The organism is Myceligenerans halotolerans (assembly GCF_054782975.1).
Map to the genome: position 1 here is coordinate 36,546 of NZ_BAAGRL010000028.1, position 18,961 is coordinate 55,506.

Below are 18,961 nucleotides of genomic sequence, written 5' to 3' on the forward strand. Positions count from 1 at the left end.
GCAGGCAGCCCGCCCCCGGAGCGGGCGACGCCGCGCGCCGGACCGACTGGCCTGAACGACCGGCCCCTGATCGGCCCGTTCGCTGGTCCACCGCGCGCCTAGCGTCGCAACATGCACAACGGTCTCAGCGTGCCGCAGGGCGCGGCGCTCACCCTCGGCGCCATGCTCGGCACCGGCGTCATCTCGCTTCCCGCGCTCGCTGCGGACGTGGCCGGCCCGGCGTCGCTCCTCGCCTGGGCGGCACTCGTCCTCCTGTCGATCCCGCTCGCCACGACGTTCGCGGCGCTGGGCGCCCGCCACCCCGACGGCGGCGGCGTGGCCACCTACGCCCGTCTCGCGTTCGGCGAGCGGGCCTCGACCATGGTGGGCTGGGCGTTCTACGCGACCATCGGGGTGGGCGCCCCGGCCGCCGCGGGCTTCGCCGGTGCCTACGTCGCGGACGCGACGGGCGGCGGGACGGGCACCGCACTGGTCACCACGGTCGCCATCGTCGCCGTGCCCTGGCGGCGGCGTCGGGCACGGATCGCGCCGGCCGTCACGGCGCCAGCAGTCTCCCCAGCTCCTGAATGCCTGGCCGGATCGAGCTCGTGACCGCGCCGCCGATCCCGAGCACGATCCCGTCGCGGTGGGGACCGACCGCGAAGGCGTCGAGGGATTCCAGGGCGATCGAACGTCGTCGGGCACGGGCCACGAGGGACGCCGAACCGACCGGGGCGTCCTCCGGCAGGTACGCCGCGAGGTGCAGGCCCGCCGCCGACGGCACCGGCTCGACCGGCAGGCCGGCGAGCGCGTCCAGCAGGATCTCGTGCCGTTCCGCGTAGTGCGCCGACGCCCTGCGGACGTGCCGGGCGAGCAGGCCGTCGTCGATGAACCGCGCGAGCGCGGCCTGCACGTGCACGGCCCCGTGCCCGTCGGTGAGCTGGCGCGCGGCGAGCAGGGCGTCCCGCAGGGACGACGGCGCCACCAGGTACCCGACGCGCAGGCCCGGCAGCAGCGACTTCGAGAACGTGCCGACGTAGACCACGCGGCCGTCCCGGTCGAGGGCCTGCAGGGATTCGAGCGGGCGGCGGGCGCGGCGGAACTCGCTGTCGTAGTCGTCCTCGATCACGGCCGCGCCGTGCCGGGCGGCGTGTGCGAGGAGATCCCGGCGACGGGCGAGCGACAGCGGCATCCCGAGCGGGAACTGGTGCGACGGCGTGGTGTAGATCAGGCGGGCCCGGTCGGGGATCTCGGCCACGACGAGGCCCTCGGCGTCGACGGGGACGGGGACGACGTGCGCACCGTGCAGCGCGAAGAGATCCCGTGCCTGCGGATAGCCCGGGTCCTCCATCGCGACGACGTCGCCCGGTTCGAGCAGCACGTGTGCCACCAGGTCGAGGGCCTGCTGGGTGCCGGTGGTGGCGACGATGTCGTCGGGCCCGGCATGGACCCCGCGGGAACCGGCGACGTACCGGGCGACGGCCGCGCGGAACCGCGGGAGGCCCGCCGGGCCGGCGTAGGTGCCCGCCGCCGGGCCTCCCGCTCGGGACTCGGCGGCGAGCAGTCGCCGCCAGGTGTCGTACGGGAAGAGGCCGGCGTCGGGGATGCCGGCGCGGAAGTTGTAGGTCATGGCGGGCAGGTCGCCGCTCGTGGGGTGCGGCGTCCAGGGCCGGCCCGCGCGCGGGCGGAGGGCGCCCGGTCGGTGATGCCGTGACGCCGGCACGTCGCGCGCCGCCGCGGTGGCGAACGCGCCCGAGCCGGCCCGGGTCTCCAGGAAGCCCTCGGCGACGAGCCGTTCGTAGGCTCCCGTGACGCTCGCGCGCGAGACGCCGAGGTCCCGGGCCAGGTCGCGGGTGGAGGGCAGCCGGTCGCCCACCGGCACCCGGCCCGTGGTGAGAGCCGTGCGCAGGGCGCGGTAGATGGCATCGGTGCGTCCGGTCCGGCTGCTGAGATCGACGGCGAGGTCCACTCACCGATCATCCCCTGGCCGGGCGCATCACGCAGGAGGATTGCGGGGTGCCTGGGAAGACGATATTCTTTACCCATGGTGCTCAACATCAAGGATCCCGAGACCGACGGGCTCGCGCGAGAGCTTGCGCGTGAGACCGGGGAGTCGATCACCACGGCGTTGCGGACGGCAGTGCGTGACCGGCTGGCCGCGGTCCGTGCGCAGCAGGCGGCCAAGCCGAGCGGACTCGACGAGATCATCGCGCGTGGGAGAGCACGGCGGAACCTGGACTTGCGGAGCGCTGAGGAGATCCTCGGATACGACGAGCACGGGCTTCCCGCGTGATCGTCACTGACACGTCCCCGCTCGTCGCGGTCGTTCTCGGCGAGCCGGACGCCGAGTCACACCTGAGCAGACTCGAAGCCGAAAGAGTGCTCGTCTCGGCGGTTTCGGTCCTCGAAGCCGGCATCGTGGTGGAGACGCGCCAGGGGCCGGATGCGGCGCGCGATCTCGAACTCCTGATCGACGGCACCGTCGAACGGGTCGTCGAGTTCGACGCGGCGCACGGCAGGGCCGCGGTCAGCGCATGGCGGCGATTCGGCAAGGGGCGGCACCCTGCTGGGCTCAACTTCGGTGACTGCGCCACCTACGCCACGGCCAAGCTGGCTGGTGCGCCCCTGCTCTTCAAAGGCAACGACTTCACGCAGACGGACCTGGCAAGCGTCCTCTGAGCCGTTGGGGGCATGATATGGCGGGCAGCTGACGCGTGTTCTCAGTGCGCGGCGACCCGGGGCACGCCGGGGTCGCCGGCACGCGCCTCGCTCTGGCGCGGGAAGGTGCGGACCCCGTCCCCGACGCGGACGCCGACCCGTTCGCCAGGGGCGGGCAGCCGCGTGCCGAGGACGCGCGCGCGAAGGCCGCTCGCCTCCGTCGTGTCCAGCTCGACGACGGCGTCGTGCCCGAAGTAGGCCACGCGACGCACCACCGCGTCGAAGGCCCTGCCCCGGGCGTGGCGAGGGCGAGCTGCTCGGGCCGCACTATGACGTGGACGTCGCCGCCGGCGGACAGCGCCTGCACGGGCAGTCGCGTGCTCCAGCCATACGGGATGCCAGAAGCTGTTCGCAAGACAATTCGGCCAGATCCAAACAGTTCAATCTGCACCAAACAGTGTTTACCACCTGGCTTCAGAGATCCTAGAGTTTCTGCACGTGGGCCGAACGGGTTCGCCGGGGCGGGATGACCGCCTCGACAATTTGGAGGAGGCAAGAATGCACGTTGGAACGATCGCCGGGCCGCGCGTCATCGTGGGCGCTCTGCTTGCGTCGCTCGCACTCCTGGCATCGCTGTTCGTGACCATGCCATCGGCAAACGCGGCCGAGCCCCAGGATCGAGACCACTCGGCCGAGGGCTCCATCGGAGTCACCTCGGTGACTGCCCCGTACATCACCCATGACCTTGACGGCCTCGTCCTGGACGCGAGCATCTCCAAGGGCGTACGACTCAACGACTACAACGGCGGCACGTACCAGCGGTGGACGTTCCTGAGCTCGGGCCACGTCGTGCACGAGCAGAGCGGGAAGTGCCTCGACGCGAGCGTCTCCAAGGGCGTACGGCTCAACACCTGCAACTACAACGGATACCAGGAGTGGTACAGCTACGACACGGGCGCAGGAGACTGGATCGTCCATGCCGAGAGCGGGAAGTGCCTCGACGCGAGCGTCTCCAAGGGCGTACGGCTCAACACCTGCAACTACAACGGATACCAGTACTGGAGCTAAGACCTCGCTGGCCGGTCACGCCGTGTCGCGCCCCGGGTTCGATGGAGACATCGAACCCGGGGCGGGGCCCGTCGCACGCCTGGACCTTCCCGGCGTCGACCCGGCCGAGGACGTCACCGTCGAGATCGAGGGCCGCAAGCTCGTCGTGCGCGGGGAGCGCAAGGACCAGCGCGCCGAGGACGCCCAGGGCCGCCGCATCTCGGAGGTCCGGTTCGGCGAGTTCCGTCGCGTCGTGGCCCTGCCGCGGGCGGTGGACGGCGACGCCGTCCGCGCGTCCTACGACGCCGGAGTCCTGACCGTCACGGTCGCCGGCGTCTTCGCCGGCACGACGCCGCAGCGCATCGAGGTCACCACGGCGGCCTGACCCGCACCGGCGACACCAAGCGGCGCCCGGTCCATCGGACCGGGCGCCTGTCGTGTGGTCGGTTCGATGTCGCGAAGTCGGTCCCCCGAGCGGCCGATCACACGACGAGCGGCCGACCACCGGATCGCGAGGCGGGGCGGCTGATCTCCGGCTCGCGGGGGAGGGGGTTCCGTCCTCAAGCGGATGTCTTCGCAGGCCCCGCATGGTGTGCTGGAGGCATGAGCAGCGAACTGTCCCTTGCCGAGCAGGTTCTTCTCCTGGCCCTCGACGACGAGTCGGGCAAGCCGCTCACGGACGGCACCCGGCTCCATGCCGCGCTCGCGGGTGCGGCCCTGCTGGACCTCGTCCGCGACGGCGCCCTGGAACTGGCCGAGCACGACACCGACGTCCGCGCGGGACGGTTGCGGCGTACCGGGGTGGCCGCGCCGTCGGACCCCTTGCTCGCCGAGATCCTCGGCCTCGTGCACGGGAAGAAGCCCAAGGACGCCGTCATGGCGGTGACCGGCGTGAGCCAGTGGACCAACCGCGCCGGCAAGCTGAAGGAAGGGATGCTGCGCGCTCTCGCCGGCCGCGGTCTCCTGCGCGAGGAGCAGAGCACGTTCCTCGGCATCTTCCCCCGGACCAGCTGGCCCGCCGGGGATCCGGGCCCCGAGGCGGAGGCCATGTCCCGGGTCCGGGGCGCGATGACCACGGCGGGCGTGCCGGATCAGCGGACCGCGGTGCTCGTCGGCATCCTGGACGCGGCCCAGCTCCTCCACCGGCTGATCCCCGACGTCCCGAAGCGGGAGCTGAAGCGCCGCGCCCGGGAGATCGCCGACAAGGGCTGGGCGGGCGAGGCGGTCGGCAAGGCCGTCGACCAGGCGATCATGGCGGCCATGGTGCCGGCGATGACGGCCGCGATCGTCGCGAGCTCGGCGGCGGGTACGGCCGGCAGCTGACGGACAGTTCTCAGCCCGCGGCGACCCCCGACACGCCGGCGGCGCCGGCCCACGCCCCGCCCTCGCGCGGGAAGGTGCGGACCCCGCCCTCGACGCGGACGCCGACCCGTTCGCCCGGCGCGGGCAGCCGTGTGCCGAGGACGCGCGCGCGAAGGCCGCCCGCGTCCGCCGCGTCCAGCTCGACGACCGCGTCGTGCCCGAAGTAGGCCACGTGACGCACCACCGCGTCGAACGCCCCTGCCCCGGGCGCGGTGAGGGCGAGCTGCTCGGGCCGGACCATGACGTGAACGTCGCCACCACCGGCGGACGGCGCCTGCACGGGCAGGGTCCCCAGCCCGCACTCCACCCCGTCCCCGGCCACGGTCCCGGTCAGCAGCAGCGCGTCGCCGAGGAAGGTCGCCACCTCGGGGTCGACAGGGTCGCGGTAGACGGACGCGGGGCTGTCGACCTGGCGGAACCTGCCGTCGCCGAGGATCGCCACCTCGTCGGCGAAGGACAGCGCCTCGCCCTGGTCGTGCGTGACGAGCACCGCGGTCGCGCCCGCCGCGCGCAGCGCCTGCGCCGTCGCCTCCCGAGTCGCGGCACGCAGCGCCGTGTCGAGCGAGGAGAACGGCTCGTCGAGCAGGACCAGCCCGGGGCGGGGGGCGAGCGCGCGGGCGAGCGCGACCCGCTGCTGCTGCCCGCCCGAGAGCTCGTCCGGCCGGCGTCCGGCGAGTGTCGTCGGCAGCCCGACGAGCTCCAGCAGCTCGGCCACCCGGCCGCCGTGGCGGCGGCGCGGCCACGGCAGCCCGAACGCGATGTTGCCCGCCACCGACAGGTGCGGGAACAGGCCGCCGTCCTGCCGGACGTAGCCGACGCCGCGGCGCTCGGGCGGCATCCAGGTGCCGTCCCCGGCCACGACCCGCCCGTCGACGGCGACCGTCCCGGACCGCGGCCTCAGGAACCCGGCCACCACCCGCAGCAGGGTGGTCTTGCCGCGCCCCGACGCGCCCAGCACCGCCGTCGTCGTGCCCTCGCGCACGGTGAGGTCCACGTCGTCGAGGACCGCGACGCCGTCGTACCCGGCCGTGACACCGCGCAGCACCAGCTCGCTCATGTTTCCTCCAGGATCTGCCGCCGCAGCAGCAACGTCAGCGGGACGGACAGGACCACCATGGCCGTCGCGTAGGGCGCGGCGCCGGCGTAGTCGAGCTCGCTCGCCTCCCGCCAGAACGCCAGGGCCAGGGTGTCCGTCCCGGTGGGGGCCAGCAGCAGCGTGGCCGTGAGCTCGGTGCTGACTGCCAGGGCGACGAGCACGAAGCCCGTGAGCACCGACGGGGCGACGAGGGGCAGGACGACGCGCACGAGCGTCGCCACCCCGCCCGCGCCGAGCGAGCGGGCGGAGTCGGAGAGCTCCGGCGGCGCCGCGGCGAGGCCGGCCCGCAGCGACACCATCGCCCGCGGCACGAACAGCACGGCGTACGCCAGGATCACCAGGGCCAGCGTCTGGTAGAGCGGGCGGGCCCACCGGACCGCGAGCGTCACCATCGCGAGCCCCACGACGACGCCGGGCAGCGCGCTCGCGAGGAAGGTCGTGCGTTCCAGCGCCGAGGCCAGGGCGGACCGGTGGCGGTTCAGCAGCCACGCCCCGGGGACCGCCGCGACGACCGCGGCCAGCGCGCCGGCCGCGGCCAGCCCGACGGTGCTCAGCACGACGGGTACCAGGCCGGCCTCCGCGATGGCCCCCGTCTCCACCGCGCGCACCATCCAGCGCCCGACCGTAGCCAGGGGCACCGCCACGGCACCCGCCACCACTGCCCCCAGGAGCAGCAGCGCCGGCACCGCCCACGCACCCAGGGGTGCTCGCACGGCGCGGCGCTGTGCGCCCGGCCCCACCCGCGCCACGCGGGCGCGCCCGCGTGCCACCACCTCGACCAGCAGCGCGACCGTGCACAGCACCAGCAGCACCGACGCGAGCAGGCTGCCCGAGGCGTCGCTGAAGCTCACGGCGTACTGCTGCATGATCGCGGTGGTGAAGGTCTGGAAGCGCATCATCTCCAGCACGCCGTACTCCGCCAGCAGGTGCAGCGCCACCAGCAGCGCCCCGCCCGACACGGCGGGCCGGATCCGGGGCAGCACGGTGCGCGCCACGGCCCGGAACGGCGACGCGCCCAGCGAGCGCGCGACCTCCTCGTCGGCCGGGTCGAGAGCGCGCAGCAGCGCGGCCACGGGCAGGAACACGAACGGGAAGTAGGCGAGCGTGGTGACCAGGGCGGCGCCCCAGAAGCCGGTCATCCAGGGCGCCACCGTGACCCACGCGTAGGCGCTGACGAACGCCGGCACGGCGAGCGGCATGAGGAGCAGCGTGCGCCAGGCACCGGCGGCAGGCAGCCGGGTGCGCTCGACCAGCCAGGCGGCGACGACGCCCAGCACCACCGTCGCGGGCACGGTGACGGCGACGAGCAGCGCGGTGTTCGTGAGCAGCCGGCCGATCCGCGGCCGCAGCAGGAACTCGGCGGCCTGCTGCGGCCCGGCGGACACCGCGCCGGTCACCACGACCAGGACCGGCAGGAGGACGAGCGTCGCGACCAGCGCCGCGGCGACCGTGACGCCGCGGGTCCCGACGCCGCGCGTCCTAGAGGATGCCCGCATCCGTCATCGCGGTGATCACGGCGTCGGAGTTCAGGGTGAACGGGTCCACCGGCGGCGCGTCCAGGCCGTCGAGCGCCGGCAGGGCCCGGTCGGAGTCGATGCCGTCGCCGACGGCGTACTCCATCGAGCCGCTGTCCACGAGCACCTGCTGGCCCTCCGGGCCGGTGACGTACTCGAGGAACTGCTGCGCCTCGTCGGACATGTCCGACGAGGCCAGCACACCGCCCGCGGACAGGCTCACGAACGCCCCCGGGTCCTGGTTGCCGAAGTAGTGCAGGGCGGTGCTGCCGCTGCCCTCCTTGTCACCGGCCTGGTCGCGGTACCAGTAGTAGTGGTACATGATCCCGACCGGGACCTCGCCGGCGTTCACCGCCTTCATCGTGGCGATGTTGTTCTGGTAGATCTCGGCGTTCTCGGCCAGCGCGTCGAGCCAGGCCTGCGTCTCGTCCTCGCCGCGGTCCGCGAGCATGCCGGCGGCGATGGCCTGGAAGTCGGCGCCGCCGGGCGCCGCGCCCCACTTGCCCGCCCACTCCGGGGCGGCGAGGTCCATGATCGACGACGGCAGCTCGTCCTCGCCGATCTGCTCCGTGTTGTAGACGAGCACGGTCGAGCGGGCGGCGACGGCGGTCCAGTCGCCCGAGGAGGGCGCCATGCCCTCGCGGACCTGGCCGAGCGTCGACTCCTCGACCGGCGCGAGCAGGCCCGCGCGTTCGACGACGGTCATCGCGGGGGAGTTCTCCGTGAGGAAGACGTCGGCCGGGGACGTGTCGCCCTCCTCGACGATCATGTGGCCCATCGAGGCGTCCTGGCCCTCGCGCACCTGGGTCTCGATCCCGGTCTCCTCGGTGAACGCCTCCGCCCACGCCGCCGTGACGTTGCGGTGCTGGGAGGAGTAGATCTGGAGCGCGCCGGGCTCCGGCTCGTAGGGCTCCTCCCCGCCGGAGCAGGCCGACAACGCCAGCGGGAGGGTGAGCAGGGCGGCGGCGAGAACGTGTCGTCGCAGGGGCATGAGGGTCTTGCCTCTCGGTCGGGGGATGGTCATGAGCAGGGTGTTCACCGGGCCGGGAACGCGAGGTCCTGCAGCCGCCGTACGGGACGGTCCGCAAGCCACCAGGCCAGGCAGCCCGCGGTGATGGCGGCGACCGTGCCGCCGAGCGCCGTCGGGACCAGGTCGAGGATGGGGAACTGGACGAGGTACACGTACAGGGAGGCGGCGGCCAGCAGCCCGAGGAGCGGCACGAGCCGGGCCGGGACACGGACCGCCGGGACGAACGTCAGCAGCGCGATCCCGGCGAGGATGGTCAGGTTCCGCAAGGGATCGTCCGGGAAGAAGGTCACCCCTCCGGCCACGGCGACGGCGAAGGTGAGCAGGCGGCGCCTCCGGGTGTCGGCGAACGCCAGCGCGGCGCCGACGGCGAAGAGCCAGAACACCGTCGGCATGATGCCGCGCAGCACGCCTTCGGCGAGGACGAGGATGACGAACCGCGGCACCAGGGCGACCACGGCGACGGCGAACGCCACCCGCCACGGGTCCCGCTGCCAGGCGCGGCCGACGGCGGGCACGGTCAGGACCGCGGCGAGCAGCACGGTGCAGGCCAGGAGTGCGTCGACGAACCAGAGCTCGTTGTGTTGCCCGTAGGCGACGTCGCCGGTCGTCCAGTTGGCGAGCAGCACGTTGGCCCACCCGTAGCGGTCGTGCGTGACCATGCCGACCAGGGCGACGACGATCGTCGGGACGGCGATGCCCAGCAGCGTCCGCGCGCTCGACCGCCAGCGACCGCCCGCCGTCGGCCGCGACAGGGCGAAGTGCGCCGCGTTGAACCCGGCGACGACGAGCAGGGTGTGCGCGCCGCCGGGGAAGCGGAAGAGATGCGCGTGGGTGGCGCAGATGGCGATCACGGCGAGAGCGCGCAGCAGCACCGAGGTCTCGACGCTGTGCAGGCCGCCCGTCCAGCGCAGGACACGGCCGGTGCCGGGGGCGGCGGCGGGAACCTGAGTCTCCCCGTGCGCGACGAGCTCGGCCAGCGTGAGGTGGTGCCAGCCGCGGGGGAGCGGCCCGAGGATCTGTTCCAGGCGGACGGACGCCTGCACGTGGCTGAGGGAGTCGCCGCCGAGCTGGACGAAGCTGCGGTCGAGATCGACGGCGTCGAGGCCGAGCAGGTGGCCCACGGAGCGGGCGACGTCGCCTGCGAGGGAACCGGCGCCGGGAGCGCCGGCCGTGCGCGACGCGTCGTGCGTGCCGGCGGACGCGGCGCGGACCAGCGCCGTGCTCGCGGCCCGGTCCACCTTCCCGTTGCTCAGCCGGGGCAGCGGCGCGACGACGACGGCGACCGCCGCGGGCCCGAGCCCCGACGCCTCGCACACCAGGCGCCGCGCCTCGGCGACCGTCGCTGTCTCGGGAGTCGCCGCGGACCGGGTAGCCACGGCGCCGTCACCGGTCACGCCGCGGGCGGAAGCGGCGGGGTCCCCGTGGTCGGCCCCGCCGTCGTCCGGTCCGACGACAACGGTGAGGCCCTGCTCGTCACCGCCGACGCAGGCGGTGCGGCCCGTCGCGTCCAGCGCCGCCTCCACCCGCGCGACGTCGATCCGCAGGCCCATCACCTTGACGAACCCCGACCGGCGCCCGGTCAGCCGGAGCATCCCGTCCGGGCCGATCCGGCCGAGGTCGCCGGTGCGGAGCTCGTCGAGCATGGCCCCGAGGGCGAGGTCGTCGGCGTGCTCGGCGTAGCCCATCATCACGCCCGGGCCCCGCACCACGACCTCGCCGGCGCCGTCCGCGGCCTCCGGCACCGTCGTGTCCAGGCGCAGCGACGTTCCCGCCACGGGGTGCCCGACGGCGTCCGGGTGGTCGGCCACGAGCGCCGGGTCGAGCACGCAGATTCGTGCCGTGGCCTCGGTCTGGCCGTACATGACGGACAGCCCCCAGCCGTGCTCGCGCCCCAGGGCGGCGGTGCGCAGGACACGGTCCGGCGCCATCCGCCCGCCCGCCTGCGCGACCAGGCGCAGGGACGGGTGCGGCCGTTCGAGGACGCCCGTCGAGTCGAGCAGTTCCAGGGTGTGCGGCACGGCGGCCAGCGTCGTGACCTCCAGGCGGTCCATCGCGTCCCAGAGGTCGTCACCCAGGACCGAGCCCTCGTGGAGCACCACCGACGCGCCGGCGGCCAGGTGCGAGTGCAGCACCGACAGCCCGAAGGTGTAGTGCAGCGGCAGGCTCGTGACGGCCCGGTCGGCCTCGGTGAGGCGCAGGGCGGCCGCGATGGCGCGGGCGTTGCTCAGCACGTTGTCGCGGGACAGCCGCACGAGCTTGGGGGAGCCGGTGCTGCCGGACGTGCTCAGCAGCAGGGCGAGGTCAGGGTGCAGCAGGTGCCGCGGGGCCGCGGAGAGCACCTCGAACGGCCGGTCCCGGTCCCCGGTCGCGGCGACGTCCGGCCGGTACCGGCCGAGGATGGCGTCGGCCCGGTCGTCGTCGGGAGCGACGAGGGCGACGTGGCCGGAGCGCAGCGTCGCGAGGTACGCGACGACGTCGTCCAGGCGGGCGCGCAGCGGGAGGTGGACGAGCCGGCGCCCGTCCGCCGCGTCGGGGAGGTGGCGGGCCGCGGCGTCGACGACGTCGCGCAGGTCCGCGTAGGTGAGCACGGCGCCGGACGTCGTCAGGATCGCGGGCCGCCCCGGGAGGGCCGACGCCGCGAGCGGGAGCGCGTCGCCGGAGGGCGCGTCGACGGGGGCGGTGCTGATCACGGAAGGTAATGCTAACCTAATGCGCGCGCAAGGAATGCCGGGGGTGACGCACATGACACTCCACGTCTGGTGGGCCTCCCTCACGGCGGCGGACCAGAGCCTGACGGCGGTGCTCGACAGCCGCGAGCGCGCCCGGGTCGAGTCCCTGCGGCGCCCCGCGGACCAGGGCCGATCTCTCGTCGGAGCGGCGCTGCTCCGGTTCGCCGTCGCCGACCACCTCGGAGCTGCCCCACAGGAGATCGTGATCGATCGCACCTGCGCCGAGTGCGGTGGGCCGCACGGCGCTCCGAGGGTGCTCGGTCCCGGAGCCCCGCCGTTCCCGCGAGTCTCCGTCTCGCACTCCGGGCTGCTCGTGCTGGTCGCGCTGAGCGACCACGGGCCCGTCGGCGTGGACGTCCAGCGGCTCGCAGACCTGCCGGATCCCGCGGGCGGCCCCGGCTGGGTCCGCCGCGAGGCGCTGGTCAAGGCGGGAGGTGCGGTGAGGGATGCCGCGACGCAGGATCTGCGACCCCCGCTGGACGGCTACGCCGCCGCCGTCGTCGCCCCCGACGACCTGCCGGGCCCGATCACGGAGCACGCCTGGCCGCCTGCCGGCTGAAGTCCTGGGTCGACGACCACGTCATCGTCGACGACCACGTCATTCTGCGGCGTGGGAGCGCGCCCACCCCCACGAGATGGCGTGGTCGCCAAGATGACGTGGTCGTGGTCGCGCCTCAGAGCGCGATGCGCTCGCCGGTGACGCGGTCGACCACGTCGCCGAGCATCGCCGCGCCGAGCACCTGGTCGGCGTCGTCGGTGACCAGGGCGACGTGCGTCGTGCCGGTCTGCATCTCGGTCAGTGCCCGGTCGAGCGGCGTCGTGCGGGCCAGGCGGACCAGCGGCCGGATCTCGTGCGACGGCAGGGGCAGCTCGGGGTCGTGGTCGAGCAGGTCCTTGATGTGGACGTAGCCCGCGATCTCGCCGTCGTCGGTGACCGGGAAGCGGGAGTGCCCCGTCTCGACGCACAGCCGCTGGAACTCGCCGACGGTCGTCTCGGTCTCGGCGGTGACCAGATCGGCCCGGGGCACCATGATCGTCTCGACCGTGTCGGCGCCGATGGCCAGCACCCCGGACAGCAGCGCGTTCGCCTCGGCGTCGAGCAGCCCCTCGCGCGTGGACTCGGCGATGAACCCGGCGACCTCCTCGGCGGTGAACGCCGAGGTGACCTCATCCTTGGGCTCGACCTTCATCAGCCGCAGCGCGTGGTTGGCGATCCAGTTCACCACGACCAGCAGCGGCTTGAGGATCGTGACCACGACGTACAGGGGCGGGCCGAGGGCGAGCGCCGCGCGCTCGGGCCCGGCGATGGCGATGTTCTTCGGCACCATCTCGCCGACGGTCATGTGGAAGGCGACCACGATCGTCAGCGCGATGACCAGCGCGATCGGGTGGAGCCACTCGTGCGGGACGCCGAGGGCCTCCAGGCCGGGCTCGATGGCGTGGGCGATGGCCGGTTCCGCCACCGCGCCGAGCCCGAGCGAGCACATGGTGATGCCCAGCTGAGCCCCGGCCATCATCAGCGACACCCGTTCCAGGGCCCGCAGGGTCAGGCGCGCCCCGCGCCCTCCGGCGGCGGCGCGCGGCTCGATCTGGCTGCGCCGCGCGGAGATGAGCGCGAACTCGGCGCCGACGAAGAACGCGTTCCCGATCAGCAGGGTGATACCCGTGACCATGCCCGCCCAGTTACTCACTGTCGTTCTCCTCGGTGGTGGCCGGTTCGGCGGTGAGGCGGACGCGGGAGACACGGCGGCCGTCGATGCCGGTGACGACGAGTCGCGCCCGGACCGGGGTCGGCAGGCCGTCCTCGTCGAGGCGGGAGCTGTCGAACGCGTCGGTCACCATCGCGTCGCCGGTGCGGGCGAAGCGGCCCATCCGTTCGGTGACCATGCCGCCGATGGTGTCGGCGTGCTCGGCCTCGGGCAGTTCGATCCCGGTGGCGTCGCCGACCTCGTCGGGGCGCATCAGCCCCGGCAGGCTCCACGCGCCGTCGGCCAGTTGCCTCGTCCTGCCGACGGGCCGGTCCTGCTCGTCGTCGATCTCGCCCACGACCTCCTCGACGAGGTCCTCGAGGGTGACGATGCCGTCGGTGCCCCCGTACTCGTCGACGACGACGGCGAGCTGGAGACCGCCGCGCAGCTCGGCGAGCACGTCGTCGAGCGTCATCATGGCCGGCACCGCGGCGACGGGCGCCATGAGCGCGCTCGTCGTCACCTGCGCGCGACGCCCGGCGGGAACGCCGAGCGCGGCCTTGAAGTGCACGACTCCCACGATGTCGTCGACGTCCTCGCCCTGGACCGGGAACCGCGCGAGTCCGGTGAGGGCGGTCAGCGCGAGGAGGTCCTCGGCGGTGGTGCCGGCCTGGACGAACCTGACGCGCGGGCGGGGGGTCATCACGTCGGCGGCGGTCAGCTGGTCGAACTCGGCCGCCTGCGCCAGCCGGTCGGCCGCACCGCGGTCGAGCAGGCCGTGCGCGGCCGACCGGGTGGCGAGGGCCGCCAGCTCCGACGCCGAACGCGCCGAGGCCAGTTCTTCGCGCGGCTCGATCCCGAGCCCCCGCACCATCGCGTTCGACGCGCCGTTCAGGACGACGATCAACGGCCGCGTCATGGTGGTGAACAGCCGCTGCGCCCCGGCGACGGCGCGAGCGACGCGCACCGGCTCGCTGATGGCCCAGTTCTTCGGGATCAGCTCACCGAAGACCATCTGCGCGACGGTGGCGATGATGAGCGCCGCGGTCAGCGCGATCCCGAGGCTGGTCGCCGCGGGCAGCCCGGCGGCCTCGATCGGGACCGCCAGCAGCGTCGCGATCGAGGGCTCGGCGATGAAGCCGACGATCAGGCTGGTGATGGTGATGCCGAGCTGCGCGCCGGAGAGCTGCGTCGAGAGGGACTTGAGGGCCTTGAGCACCGAGGCGGCGCGCTTGTCGCCGGAATCGGCGGCGCGGGCGATGGTGGGCCGGTCGACGGTGACGAGCGCGAACTCGGCGGCGACGAAGAGGGCGTTGAGCGCGATCAGGACGACGGTCAGGAGGACCAGCAGCCATGCTGCTATCACCGGCGGGGCCCTCCCCGGTGTGGCGACAGCGGGCCAGGTCTGTGCGCGTCGGCGTCCATGGTCCTGAACGTACCTGACGCCGGTTCGCCTTCGCCAACGGGTGCGGGCCCGCCGGTGAGCCCCGCGGGACGACGACGGTGACCGCGCCGTAGATCAGCCGGCCGCGGCGAACGAGCGGGCCAGGCCCGTCATCGCACCGGTGATCTCGGCCAGGTCCCTGCCGTCCTCGGACAGCCAGTGCGCGATCATCTCGCCCGACAACGCCGCCAGGAGGGCATCGGCCCGCAGTTCGGGGGAGGGGGCACCCGCCAGGTCCAGCAGGTGGCGGCAGTGGGTGCGCCACAGGGCGTGCGCGCCGCTGCGGAAGCGGGCGCCCGGGGCCGCCGTCTGGGACAGCAGGACGAGTTCGAGCTGTTCGGCGACGAGTCCGACGTAGCCGGTGACGAACGCCGCGAGGCGCTCGACCGGCTCGGCGCCCGGGCCGAGCGGCGGCGGGCCCGAGATCATCAGCTCCTGGAACTGGCGCTCGCGCTCGTCGAGCAGGGCGATCGCCAGCCCGGCCTTGTCGGTGAACCCGCGATAGAGCGTCCCGACCCCGACGCCCGCCTCCTTGGCCACGGCCTGCATGGTCACCCGCTCCACGCCGTCGCGGGCGAACAGCCGCTCGGCGGCGTCGAGGACCTTGCCCCGGTTGCGGACGGCGTCCGCGCGACGCGACCCGGTGGCCTGGGCCTGGGCGCGCAGGGGCAGGCGAGGGCCCGTTGACAAAGCGGAATCCGTTCCGCTACTTTCCTTCATGAAGCGGAACCTATTCCGCTTACACGTTCCTGTCCACCTGACACCCCGGAGCCGACCATGACCCGACTGTTGCACATCAGCGCCTCCCCTCGCGGCGAGGCGTCGGAGTCGCTGAAGATCGCCGCCACCTTCCTCGACACCTACAGCCAGAAGCACCCCGAGGCCGAGATCGAGCACTTCGACCTGTGGGACGGCACCCTGCCGGAGTTCGGTCCCGCGGCGGCGAACGCGAAGATGGACGTGTTCGCCGGCGCCGAGCCGAGCGGGGAGGGCGCGGCGGCCTGGGCTGACGCGAAGGCGACCTTCGAGCGCTTCGACGCCGCCGACCGCTACCTGTTCAGCGTGCCGATGTGGAACGCGGGCGTGCCCTACATCCTCAAGCAGTTCATCGACGTCGTCTCGCAGCCGGGCATGCTGTTCGGCTTCGACCCCGAGACCGGCTACGAGGGCCTGCTCACGGGCAAGAAGGCCGCGGTGGTCTACACCGGCGCGGTCTGGGGCCCGGGCCTCGGCCCGGAGTTCGGCAGCGACTTCCAGCAGCCGTTCTTCGAGGACTGGCTGCGCTGGGCGGGGGTCGACGACATCACGAGCATCCGCTTCCAGCCCAACCTCGTCACGGCCGACGCCGACGCGGCCCGCGAGCGGGCGCACGCCGAGGCCCGCGACGCCGCGGCCGTGCTCTGACCTCCCCGACACCACTCACCTCAGGAGACGATTCCCATGACCACGATCATCTCGCGCGACGAGCTCGCGGCCGCGATCGAGCAGCAGGACCTGACGCTCATCGACACGCTGCCGGCCGCCTACTACGACAAGCAGCACCTGCCCGGAGCCGTCAACCTCGTCCTGGCCGACGTGGACGCGCACGCCGCCGACCTGCTGCCGGACAAGAACGCCCGGCTCGTGACCTACTGCACAGGCCCGACCTGCCAGAACAGCACCCAGGTCGCCGCCAGGCTCCGCGAGCTCGGCTACACGAACGTCAGCAAGTACGCCGACGGCATCGAGGACTGGACCGCGGCCGGCCTCCCCACCGAGAGCAGCGTCCCCGCGGACTCGATGTGAACCGGTAGGCGATGCAGTCGGTCGGCTGTCGAGTGGTCGGCCGGTTGTCGATGCAGTCGGCCGCACAGGGGACCGACCGCACGGACAACCGACCGACCGCACTCGCGGTCTCTTGCGTCACGGGCGGGGTGGCCGGGAGGTGAGACATCGCCCGGCTACCAGGAACTGCGATGCGTCCTTCTGTCATACTTTTCCGGGAAATGGAGTCAGCGCGAGCGGCTGAGGGGCGCCATGGCGTGGTTGCAGACTACGGAAGAAGCGGCCTCGGGGCCGCCGGATGGTTCTGACGTTGGTGAGATCCTTCGCTGGTACCGGCAGCGTGAGAACCTCACCCAACAGGACGTCGCCGCGCTCCTGAACACCACGCAGTCGCGCTTGTCGAAGCTTGAAAAGGGGACGCAGGCGCTTCGCGATGTCACCGAGCTGCGGAGTATTGCCGAGCGGCTCGGGATCCCGCCTGAGCGGCTCGGGCTGCTTCCTGACAGCTCCCCGGAGGCGGATCCGTTTCCGTCACATGTCAGTGATCGGCCGGGGCCGGTCCGTGACAGTCAGGTGCGCTGGCGGCAGGTTCGGCGTGAGCTGAACAACAACCGTGCGCACCTCGGTGATCTCGCCGCCGAGTTCTACCCCGACGAGTCGCGGATTCCCGGCACGACGGTCCTCACGTCACCGGGTTGGGCCGGACACGGTCCCGTGGAACTCACTGATGTCGAACTGGCCTGGCTCACCGAGGCGCCGGCACCGACGATCAGCGGAAGCCTGCCCGAATCGGCGGGCGCCCGGCCGTTGATGGCCGGCGGTGAACGCTACGGAAGGTACTCGCGGGCGCTTCGGGACCTCGCGCGCCCGCGCCTGCTGGACAATCGAGTGAGTTATCGCCTCGTCGACGTCGACTGGACCGAGGGCAGGAAGAAGCTCGGGTTCAACTACACGAGCTATTTCGATGTTCTCGACATCGGCGAAGCGCTAGGGCATGAACTCGCACAGGAATGGCTGGGAGCAGGCCGCAGGCGACCGAGTCTCGCTCACCTGTCGTTCCGCAGGAGCATCGAGGATGTCTTCGACTTCGCGGCGCGCCCGGCGCTACCCAGCATCAATACTCTGACGATCCGCAGAGACCCCATCGAAGGCCACCGCATGTACCTGCATCGCCGCGACGCGAAGTCGGTGGCGGCGGCCGGCGGGATGCACCATGTCGCCCCCGCCGGGGTCTTCCAGCCCGCGGCGCTGGCGCCCGCCCATCAGCGCAACGACTTCTCCCTGTGGCGGAACGTGCAACGTGAGTTCTCCGAGGAGTTCCTGGGCAACGCGGAGCACGACGGCAACAGCATCGACCCGATCTCCTACGACACCGACGAGCCGTTCGTGTCGTTCGAACGAGCGCGTCAGGCCGGCGACTTCCAGATCTACGCCTGTGCGCTCGTCGTCGAACCGCTCACCCTGTGGGTGGAGCTCCTGACGGTCGCTGTCGTCGCGGCGCCCGTGTTCGACAGCCTGTTCGCGGGCATGGTCGCAATCAACGAGGAGGGTGCTGCCGTCAGCACGGAATCAGGGGTGCCCAACGTCGGCATCCCCTTCACCGGCCAGGCCCGCGAACGGCTTCGCGACGAACTCCTGTCGCCGATCTCGCGCGCCTGCATCGAACTGGCGTGGGAGCACCGGCATGAGCTGCTGGGCCGATGAAGGTCCTGGTCACCGGAGCTAGCGGGTTCGTGGGTTACGCGGTAGCCACCTTGCTGACTCAGCGGGGCCATGACGTGATCGGGTTGACCCGTTCGGCCACGTCGAAGCTGCCCGACCAGGTGGAGCGGATTCACGGGGACCTCAGCCGCGACGCCCTCCTTCCCGCGCTGGACGAGGTCGATGGCGTGTGCCACCTGGCCGCACGCACGCGAGTGCGTGAGTCGCGCTCGGACCCGCTGGGCTACTGGGAGACGAACGCCGGAGGAACGCTCGCGCTACTTCGCGCGATGAGCGCCACCGGCTGCCGGCGACTGGTGCTCGCTTCGACGTGCGGCGTCTATGGCGATCATGCCAGTCAGCCGATCGACGAGAATGCCGTCACCGCGCCGTCCAGTCCGTACGGGACCAGCAAACTGGCCGCCGATACCGCGGCACTGGACCTCGCCCGCACCGGCGCGATCGGCGCGGTCATCTTGCGTGCCTTCAACATCGCCGGCGCGCTACCAAGCCACCCAGATCGTGACGAGACCCGGCTCATTCCTCGAATGATGGCTGTACAGCGAGGTGCGGCACCAGAACTAGTCATCAACGGCGACGGTGACGCCATCCGTGACTTCGTCCACGTCACCGATGTCGCCGAAGCGTTTGCCCTCGCCCTCGAATCATGCGAACCCGGCACCGCGCGAACCTACAACATCGGAAGCGGCCGACCGACCCGCGTGCGTGACGTCATCAGCACAGTGGAACAGGTCACCGGCCGCCCCGTGGCCCGGCGTCACGCACCCCCGGCGGCCGAACCCCAGAAGCTGCTCGCGGACAGCACGGCAATCACGGCGGACGTGGGCTGGAGCCCGCGCAGATCCGACCTGCACCAGATCATCCACGACGCCTGGTCCGCGGTCGGCGAGAAATAGTCGCCAGCGGAATATTCCAGTTCACACTATTC

General features: G+C 72.6%; 20 protein-coding genes. 11 read left to right on the top strand and 9 right to left on the bottom strand.

Annotated elements, in window-relative coordinates; translation table 11 throughout:
- Positions 1 to 111 precede the first annotated feature (111 nt).
- Complete coding sequence (locus tag ACYVK5_RS18535; protein WP_460707437.1) at positions 112 to 591, top strand: amino acid permease; 480 nt, start codon at positions 112 to 114, stop codon at positions 589 to 591.
- Here the strand turns inward: ACYVK5_RS18535 and pdxR are convergent.
- Positions 536 to 1,948: a MocR-like pyridoxine biosynthesis transcription factor PdxR gene (gene pdxR / locus ACYVK5_RS18540; RefSeq protein ID WP_460707438.1), complete on the bottom strand. Its 1,413-nt coding sequence runs from the start codon at positions 1,946 to 1,948 to the stop codon at positions 536 to 538. The genes ACYVK5_RS18535 and pdxR overlap by 56 nt on opposite strands.
- A 75-nt stretch (positions 1,949 to 2,023) precedes the next feature.
- On the opposite strand from pdxR, the gene ACYVK5_RS18545 reads away from it, so the two are divergent.
- Together ACYVK5_RS18545 and ACYVK5_RS18550 are read left to right on the top strand one after the other, a co-directional pair.
- Positions 2,024 to 2,272 carry a type II toxin-antitoxin system VapB family antitoxin gene (locus ACYVK5_RS18545; protein WP_460707439.1) on the top strand — a complete coding sequence of 83 codons (249 nt, stop codon included), beginning with the start codon at positions 2,024 to 2,026 and terminating at the stop codon, positions 2,270 to 2,272.
- Positions 2,269 to 2,658 carry a type II toxin-antitoxin system VapC family toxin gene (locus ACYVK5_RS18550; RefSeq protein WP_460707440.1) on the top strand — a complete coding sequence of 130 codons (390 nt, stop codon included), beginning with the start codon at positions 2,269 to 2,271 and terminating at the stop codon, positions 2,656 to 2,658. The genes ACYVK5_RS18545 and ACYVK5_RS18550 overlap by 4 nt, the downstream gene beginning before the upstream one ends.
- A 41-nt stretch (positions 2,659 to 2,699) precedes the next feature.
- Here the strand turns inward: ACYVK5_RS18550 and ACYVK5_RS18555 are convergent, their stop codons facing one another.
- Complete coding sequence (locus ACYVK5_RS18555) at positions 2,700 to 3,068, bottom strand: TOBE domain-containing protein (protein WP_460707500.1); 369 nt, start codon at positions 3,066 to 3,068, stop codon at positions 2,700 to 2,702.
- Between the two features lie 127 nt (positions 3,069 to 3,195).
- On the opposite strand from ACYVK5_RS18555, the gene ACYVK5_RS18560 reads away from it, so the two are divergent.
- From ACYVK5_RS18560 to ACYVK5_RS18570, 3 genes are all read left to right on the top strand, one after another.
- Entirely contained in the window at positions 3,196 to 3,705 is a 510-nt protein-coding gene (locus ACYVK5_RS18560; RefSeq protein ID WP_460707441.1) for an RICIN domain-containing protein, read from the top strand.
- Positions 3,706 to 3,727: 22 nt separating this feature from the next.
- Positions 3,728 to 4,069 (top strand): Hsp20/alpha crystallin family protein, encoded by a 342-nt coding sequence (locus tag ACYVK5_RS18565; protein WP_460707442.1) that lies wholly within the window; start codon positions 3,728 to 3,730, stop codon positions 4,067 to 4,069.
- A gap of 218 nt (positions 4,070 to 4,287) precedes the next feature.
- On the top strand, positions 4,288 to 5,007 hold the full coding sequence (locus ACYVK5_RS18570) for a GOLPH3/VPS74 family protein (RefSeq protein WP_460707443.1): 720 nt from the start codon (positions 4,288 to 4,290) through the stop codon (positions 5,005 to 5,007).
- A gap of 10 nt (positions 5,008 to 5,017) precedes the next feature.
- Here ACYVK5_RS18570 and ACYVK5_RS18575 read toward each other — a convergent pair whose 3' ends face one another.
- The 4 genes from ACYVK5_RS18575 to ACYVK5_RS18590 are packed head-to-tail and all read right to left on the bottom strand — an operon-like array spanning position 5,018 to position 11,376.
- Positions 5,018 to 6,103, bottom strand: coding sequence for an ABC transporter ATP-binding protein (locus ACYVK5_RS18575; RefSeq protein WP_460707444.1), 1,086 nt, complete (start codon positions 6,101 to 6,103; stop codon positions 5,018 to 5,020).
- Positions 6,100 to 7,638 carry an ABC transporter permease gene (locus ACYVK5_RS18580; RefSeq protein ID WP_460707445.1) on the bottom strand — a complete coding sequence of 513 codons (1,539 nt, stop codon included), beginning with the start codon at positions 7,636 to 7,638 and terminating at the stop codon, positions 6,100 to 6,102. The genes ACYVK5_RS18575 and ACYVK5_RS18580 overlap by 4 nt, the downstream gene beginning before the upstream one ends.
- A complete protein-coding gene (locus tag ACYVK5_RS18585; RefSeq protein WP_460707446.1) occupies positions 7,622 to 8,680 on the bottom strand; it encodes an extracellular solute-binding protein in 1,059 nt (352 codons plus the stop codon). The genes ACYVK5_RS18580 and ACYVK5_RS18585 overlap by 17 nt, the downstream gene beginning before the upstream one ends.
- 11 nt (positions 8,681 to 8,691) lie before the next feature.
- Positions 8,692 to 11,376, bottom strand: coding sequence for an AMP-binding protein (locus tag ACYVK5_RS18590; protein ID WP_460707447.1), 2,685 nt, complete (start codon positions 11,374 to 11,376; stop codon positions 8,692 to 8,694).
- A gap of 52 nt (positions 11,377 to 11,428) precedes the next feature.
- On the opposite strand from ACYVK5_RS18590, the gene ACYVK5_RS18595 reads away from it, so the two are divergent.
- Entirely contained in the window at positions 11,429 to 11,974 is a 546-nt protein-coding gene (locus ACYVK5_RS18595; protein ID WP_460707448.1) for a 4'-phosphopantetheinyl transferase family protein, read from the top strand.
- A 115-nt stretch (positions 11,975 to 12,089) separates the two neighbouring features.
- Here ACYVK5_RS18595 and ACYVK5_RS18600 read toward each other — a convergent pair whose 3' ends face one another.
- The 3 genes from ACYVK5_RS18600 to ACYVK5_RS18610 form a co-directional block, all read right to left on the bottom strand.
- A complete protein-coding gene (locus ACYVK5_RS18600) occupies positions 12,090 to 13,106 on the bottom strand; it encodes a hemolysin family protein (RefSeq protein WP_460707449.1) in 1,017 nt (338 codons plus the stop codon).
- Entirely contained in the window at positions 13,099 to 14,469 is a 1,371-nt protein-coding gene (locus tag ACYVK5_RS18605; protein WP_460707450.1) for a hemolysin family protein, read from the bottom strand. The genes ACYVK5_RS18600 and ACYVK5_RS18605 overlap by 8 nt, the downstream gene beginning before the upstream one ends.
- 153 nt (positions 14,470 to 14,622) lie before the next feature.
- Positions 14,623 to 15,237, bottom strand: coding sequence for a TetR/AcrR family transcriptional regulator (locus ACYVK5_RS18610; protein ID WP_460707451.1), 615 nt, complete (start codon positions 15,235 to 15,237; stop codon positions 14,623 to 14,625).
- A gap of 87 nt (positions 15,238 to 15,324) precedes the next feature.
- Here ACYVK5_RS18610 and ACYVK5_RS18615 point away from each other — a divergent pair, with 87 nt between their 5' ends.
- The 4 genes from ACYVK5_RS18615 (at position 15,325) to ACYVK5_RS18630 (ending at position 18,929) form a co-directional block, all read left to right on the top strand.
- On the top strand, positions 15,325 to 15,951 hold the full coding sequence (locus tag ACYVK5_RS18615; protein WP_460707452.1) for an FMN-dependent NADH-azoreductase: 627 nt from the start codon (positions 15,325 to 15,327) through the stop codon (positions 15,949 to 15,951).
- A 36-nt stretch (positions 15,952 to 15,987) separates the two neighbouring features.
- Positions 15,988 to 16,332, top strand: coding sequence for a rhodanese-like domain-containing protein (locus tag ACYVK5_RS18620; RefSeq protein ID WP_460707453.1), 345 nt, complete (start codon positions 15,988 to 15,990; stop codon positions 16,330 to 16,332).
- A 231-nt stretch (positions 16,333 to 16,563) separates the two neighbouring features.
- Positions 16,564 to 18,015 carry a helix-turn-helix domain-containing protein gene (locus ACYVK5_RS18625; RefSeq protein ID WP_460707454.1) on the top strand — a complete coding sequence of 484 codons (1,452 nt, stop codon included), beginning with the start codon at positions 16,564 to 16,566 and terminating at the stop codon, positions 18,013 to 18,015.
- Complete coding sequence (locus ACYVK5_RS18630; RefSeq protein WP_460707455.1) at positions 18,012 to 18,929, top strand: NAD-dependent epimerase/dehydratase family protein; 918 nt, start codon at positions 18,012 to 18,014, stop codon at positions 18,927 to 18,929. Before ACYVK5_RS18625 ends, ACYVK5_RS18630 begins: the two co-directional genes overlap by 4 nt.
- Positions 18,930 to 18,961: the final 32 nt, after the last annotated feature.

Coding starts and splice junctions, on each gene's coding strand:
- ACYVK5_RS18595 (WP_460707448.1), top strand. CDS start 11,429: ATGACACTCCACGTCTGGTGGGCCTCCCTCACGGCGGCGGACCAGAGC.
- ACYVK5_RS18615 (WP_460707452.1), top strand. CDS start 15,325: ATGACCCGACTGTTGCACATCAGCGCCTCCCCTCGCGGCGAGGCGTCG.
- ACYVK5_RS18570 (WP_460707443.1), top strand. CDS start 4,288: ATGAGCAGCGAACTGTCCCTTGCCGAGCAGGTTCTTCTCCTGGCCCTC.
- ACYVK5_RS18585 (WP_460707446.1), bottom strand. CDS start 8,680: ATGACCATCCCCCGACCGAGAGGCAAGACCCTCATGCCCCTGCGACGA.
- ACYVK5_RS18620 (WP_460707453.1), top strand. CDS start 15,988: ATGACCACGATCATCTCGCGCGACGAGCTCGCGGCCGCGATCGAGCAG.
- ACYVK5_RS18625 (WP_460707454.1), top strand. CDS start 16,564: ATGGCGTGGTTGCAGACTACGGAAGAAGCGGCCTCGGGGCCGCCGGAT.
- ACYVK5_RS18580 (WP_460707445.1), bottom strand. CDS start 7,638: ATGCGGGCATCCTCTAGGACGCGCGGCGTCGGGACCCGCGGCGTCACG.
- ACYVK5_RS18545 (WP_460707439.1), top strand. CDS start 2,024: ATGGTGCTCAACATCAAGGATCCCGAGACCGACGGGCTCGCGCGAGAG.
- ACYVK5_RS18560 (WP_460707441.1), top strand. CDS start 3,196: ATGCACGTTGGAACGATCGCCGGGCCGCGCGTCATCGTGGGCGCTCTG.
- ACYVK5_RS18535 (WP_460707437.1), top strand. CDS start 112: ATGCACAACGGTCTCAGCGTGCCGCAGGGCGCGGCGCTCACCCTCGGC.
- ACYVK5_RS18575 (WP_460707444.1), bottom strand. CDS start 6,103: ATGAGCGAGCTGGTGCTGCGCGGTGTCACGGCCGGGTACGACGGCGTC.
- ACYVK5_RS18630 (WP_460707455.1), top strand. CDS start 18,012: ATGAAGGTCCTGGTCACCGGAGCTAGCGGGTTCGTGGGTTACGCGGTA.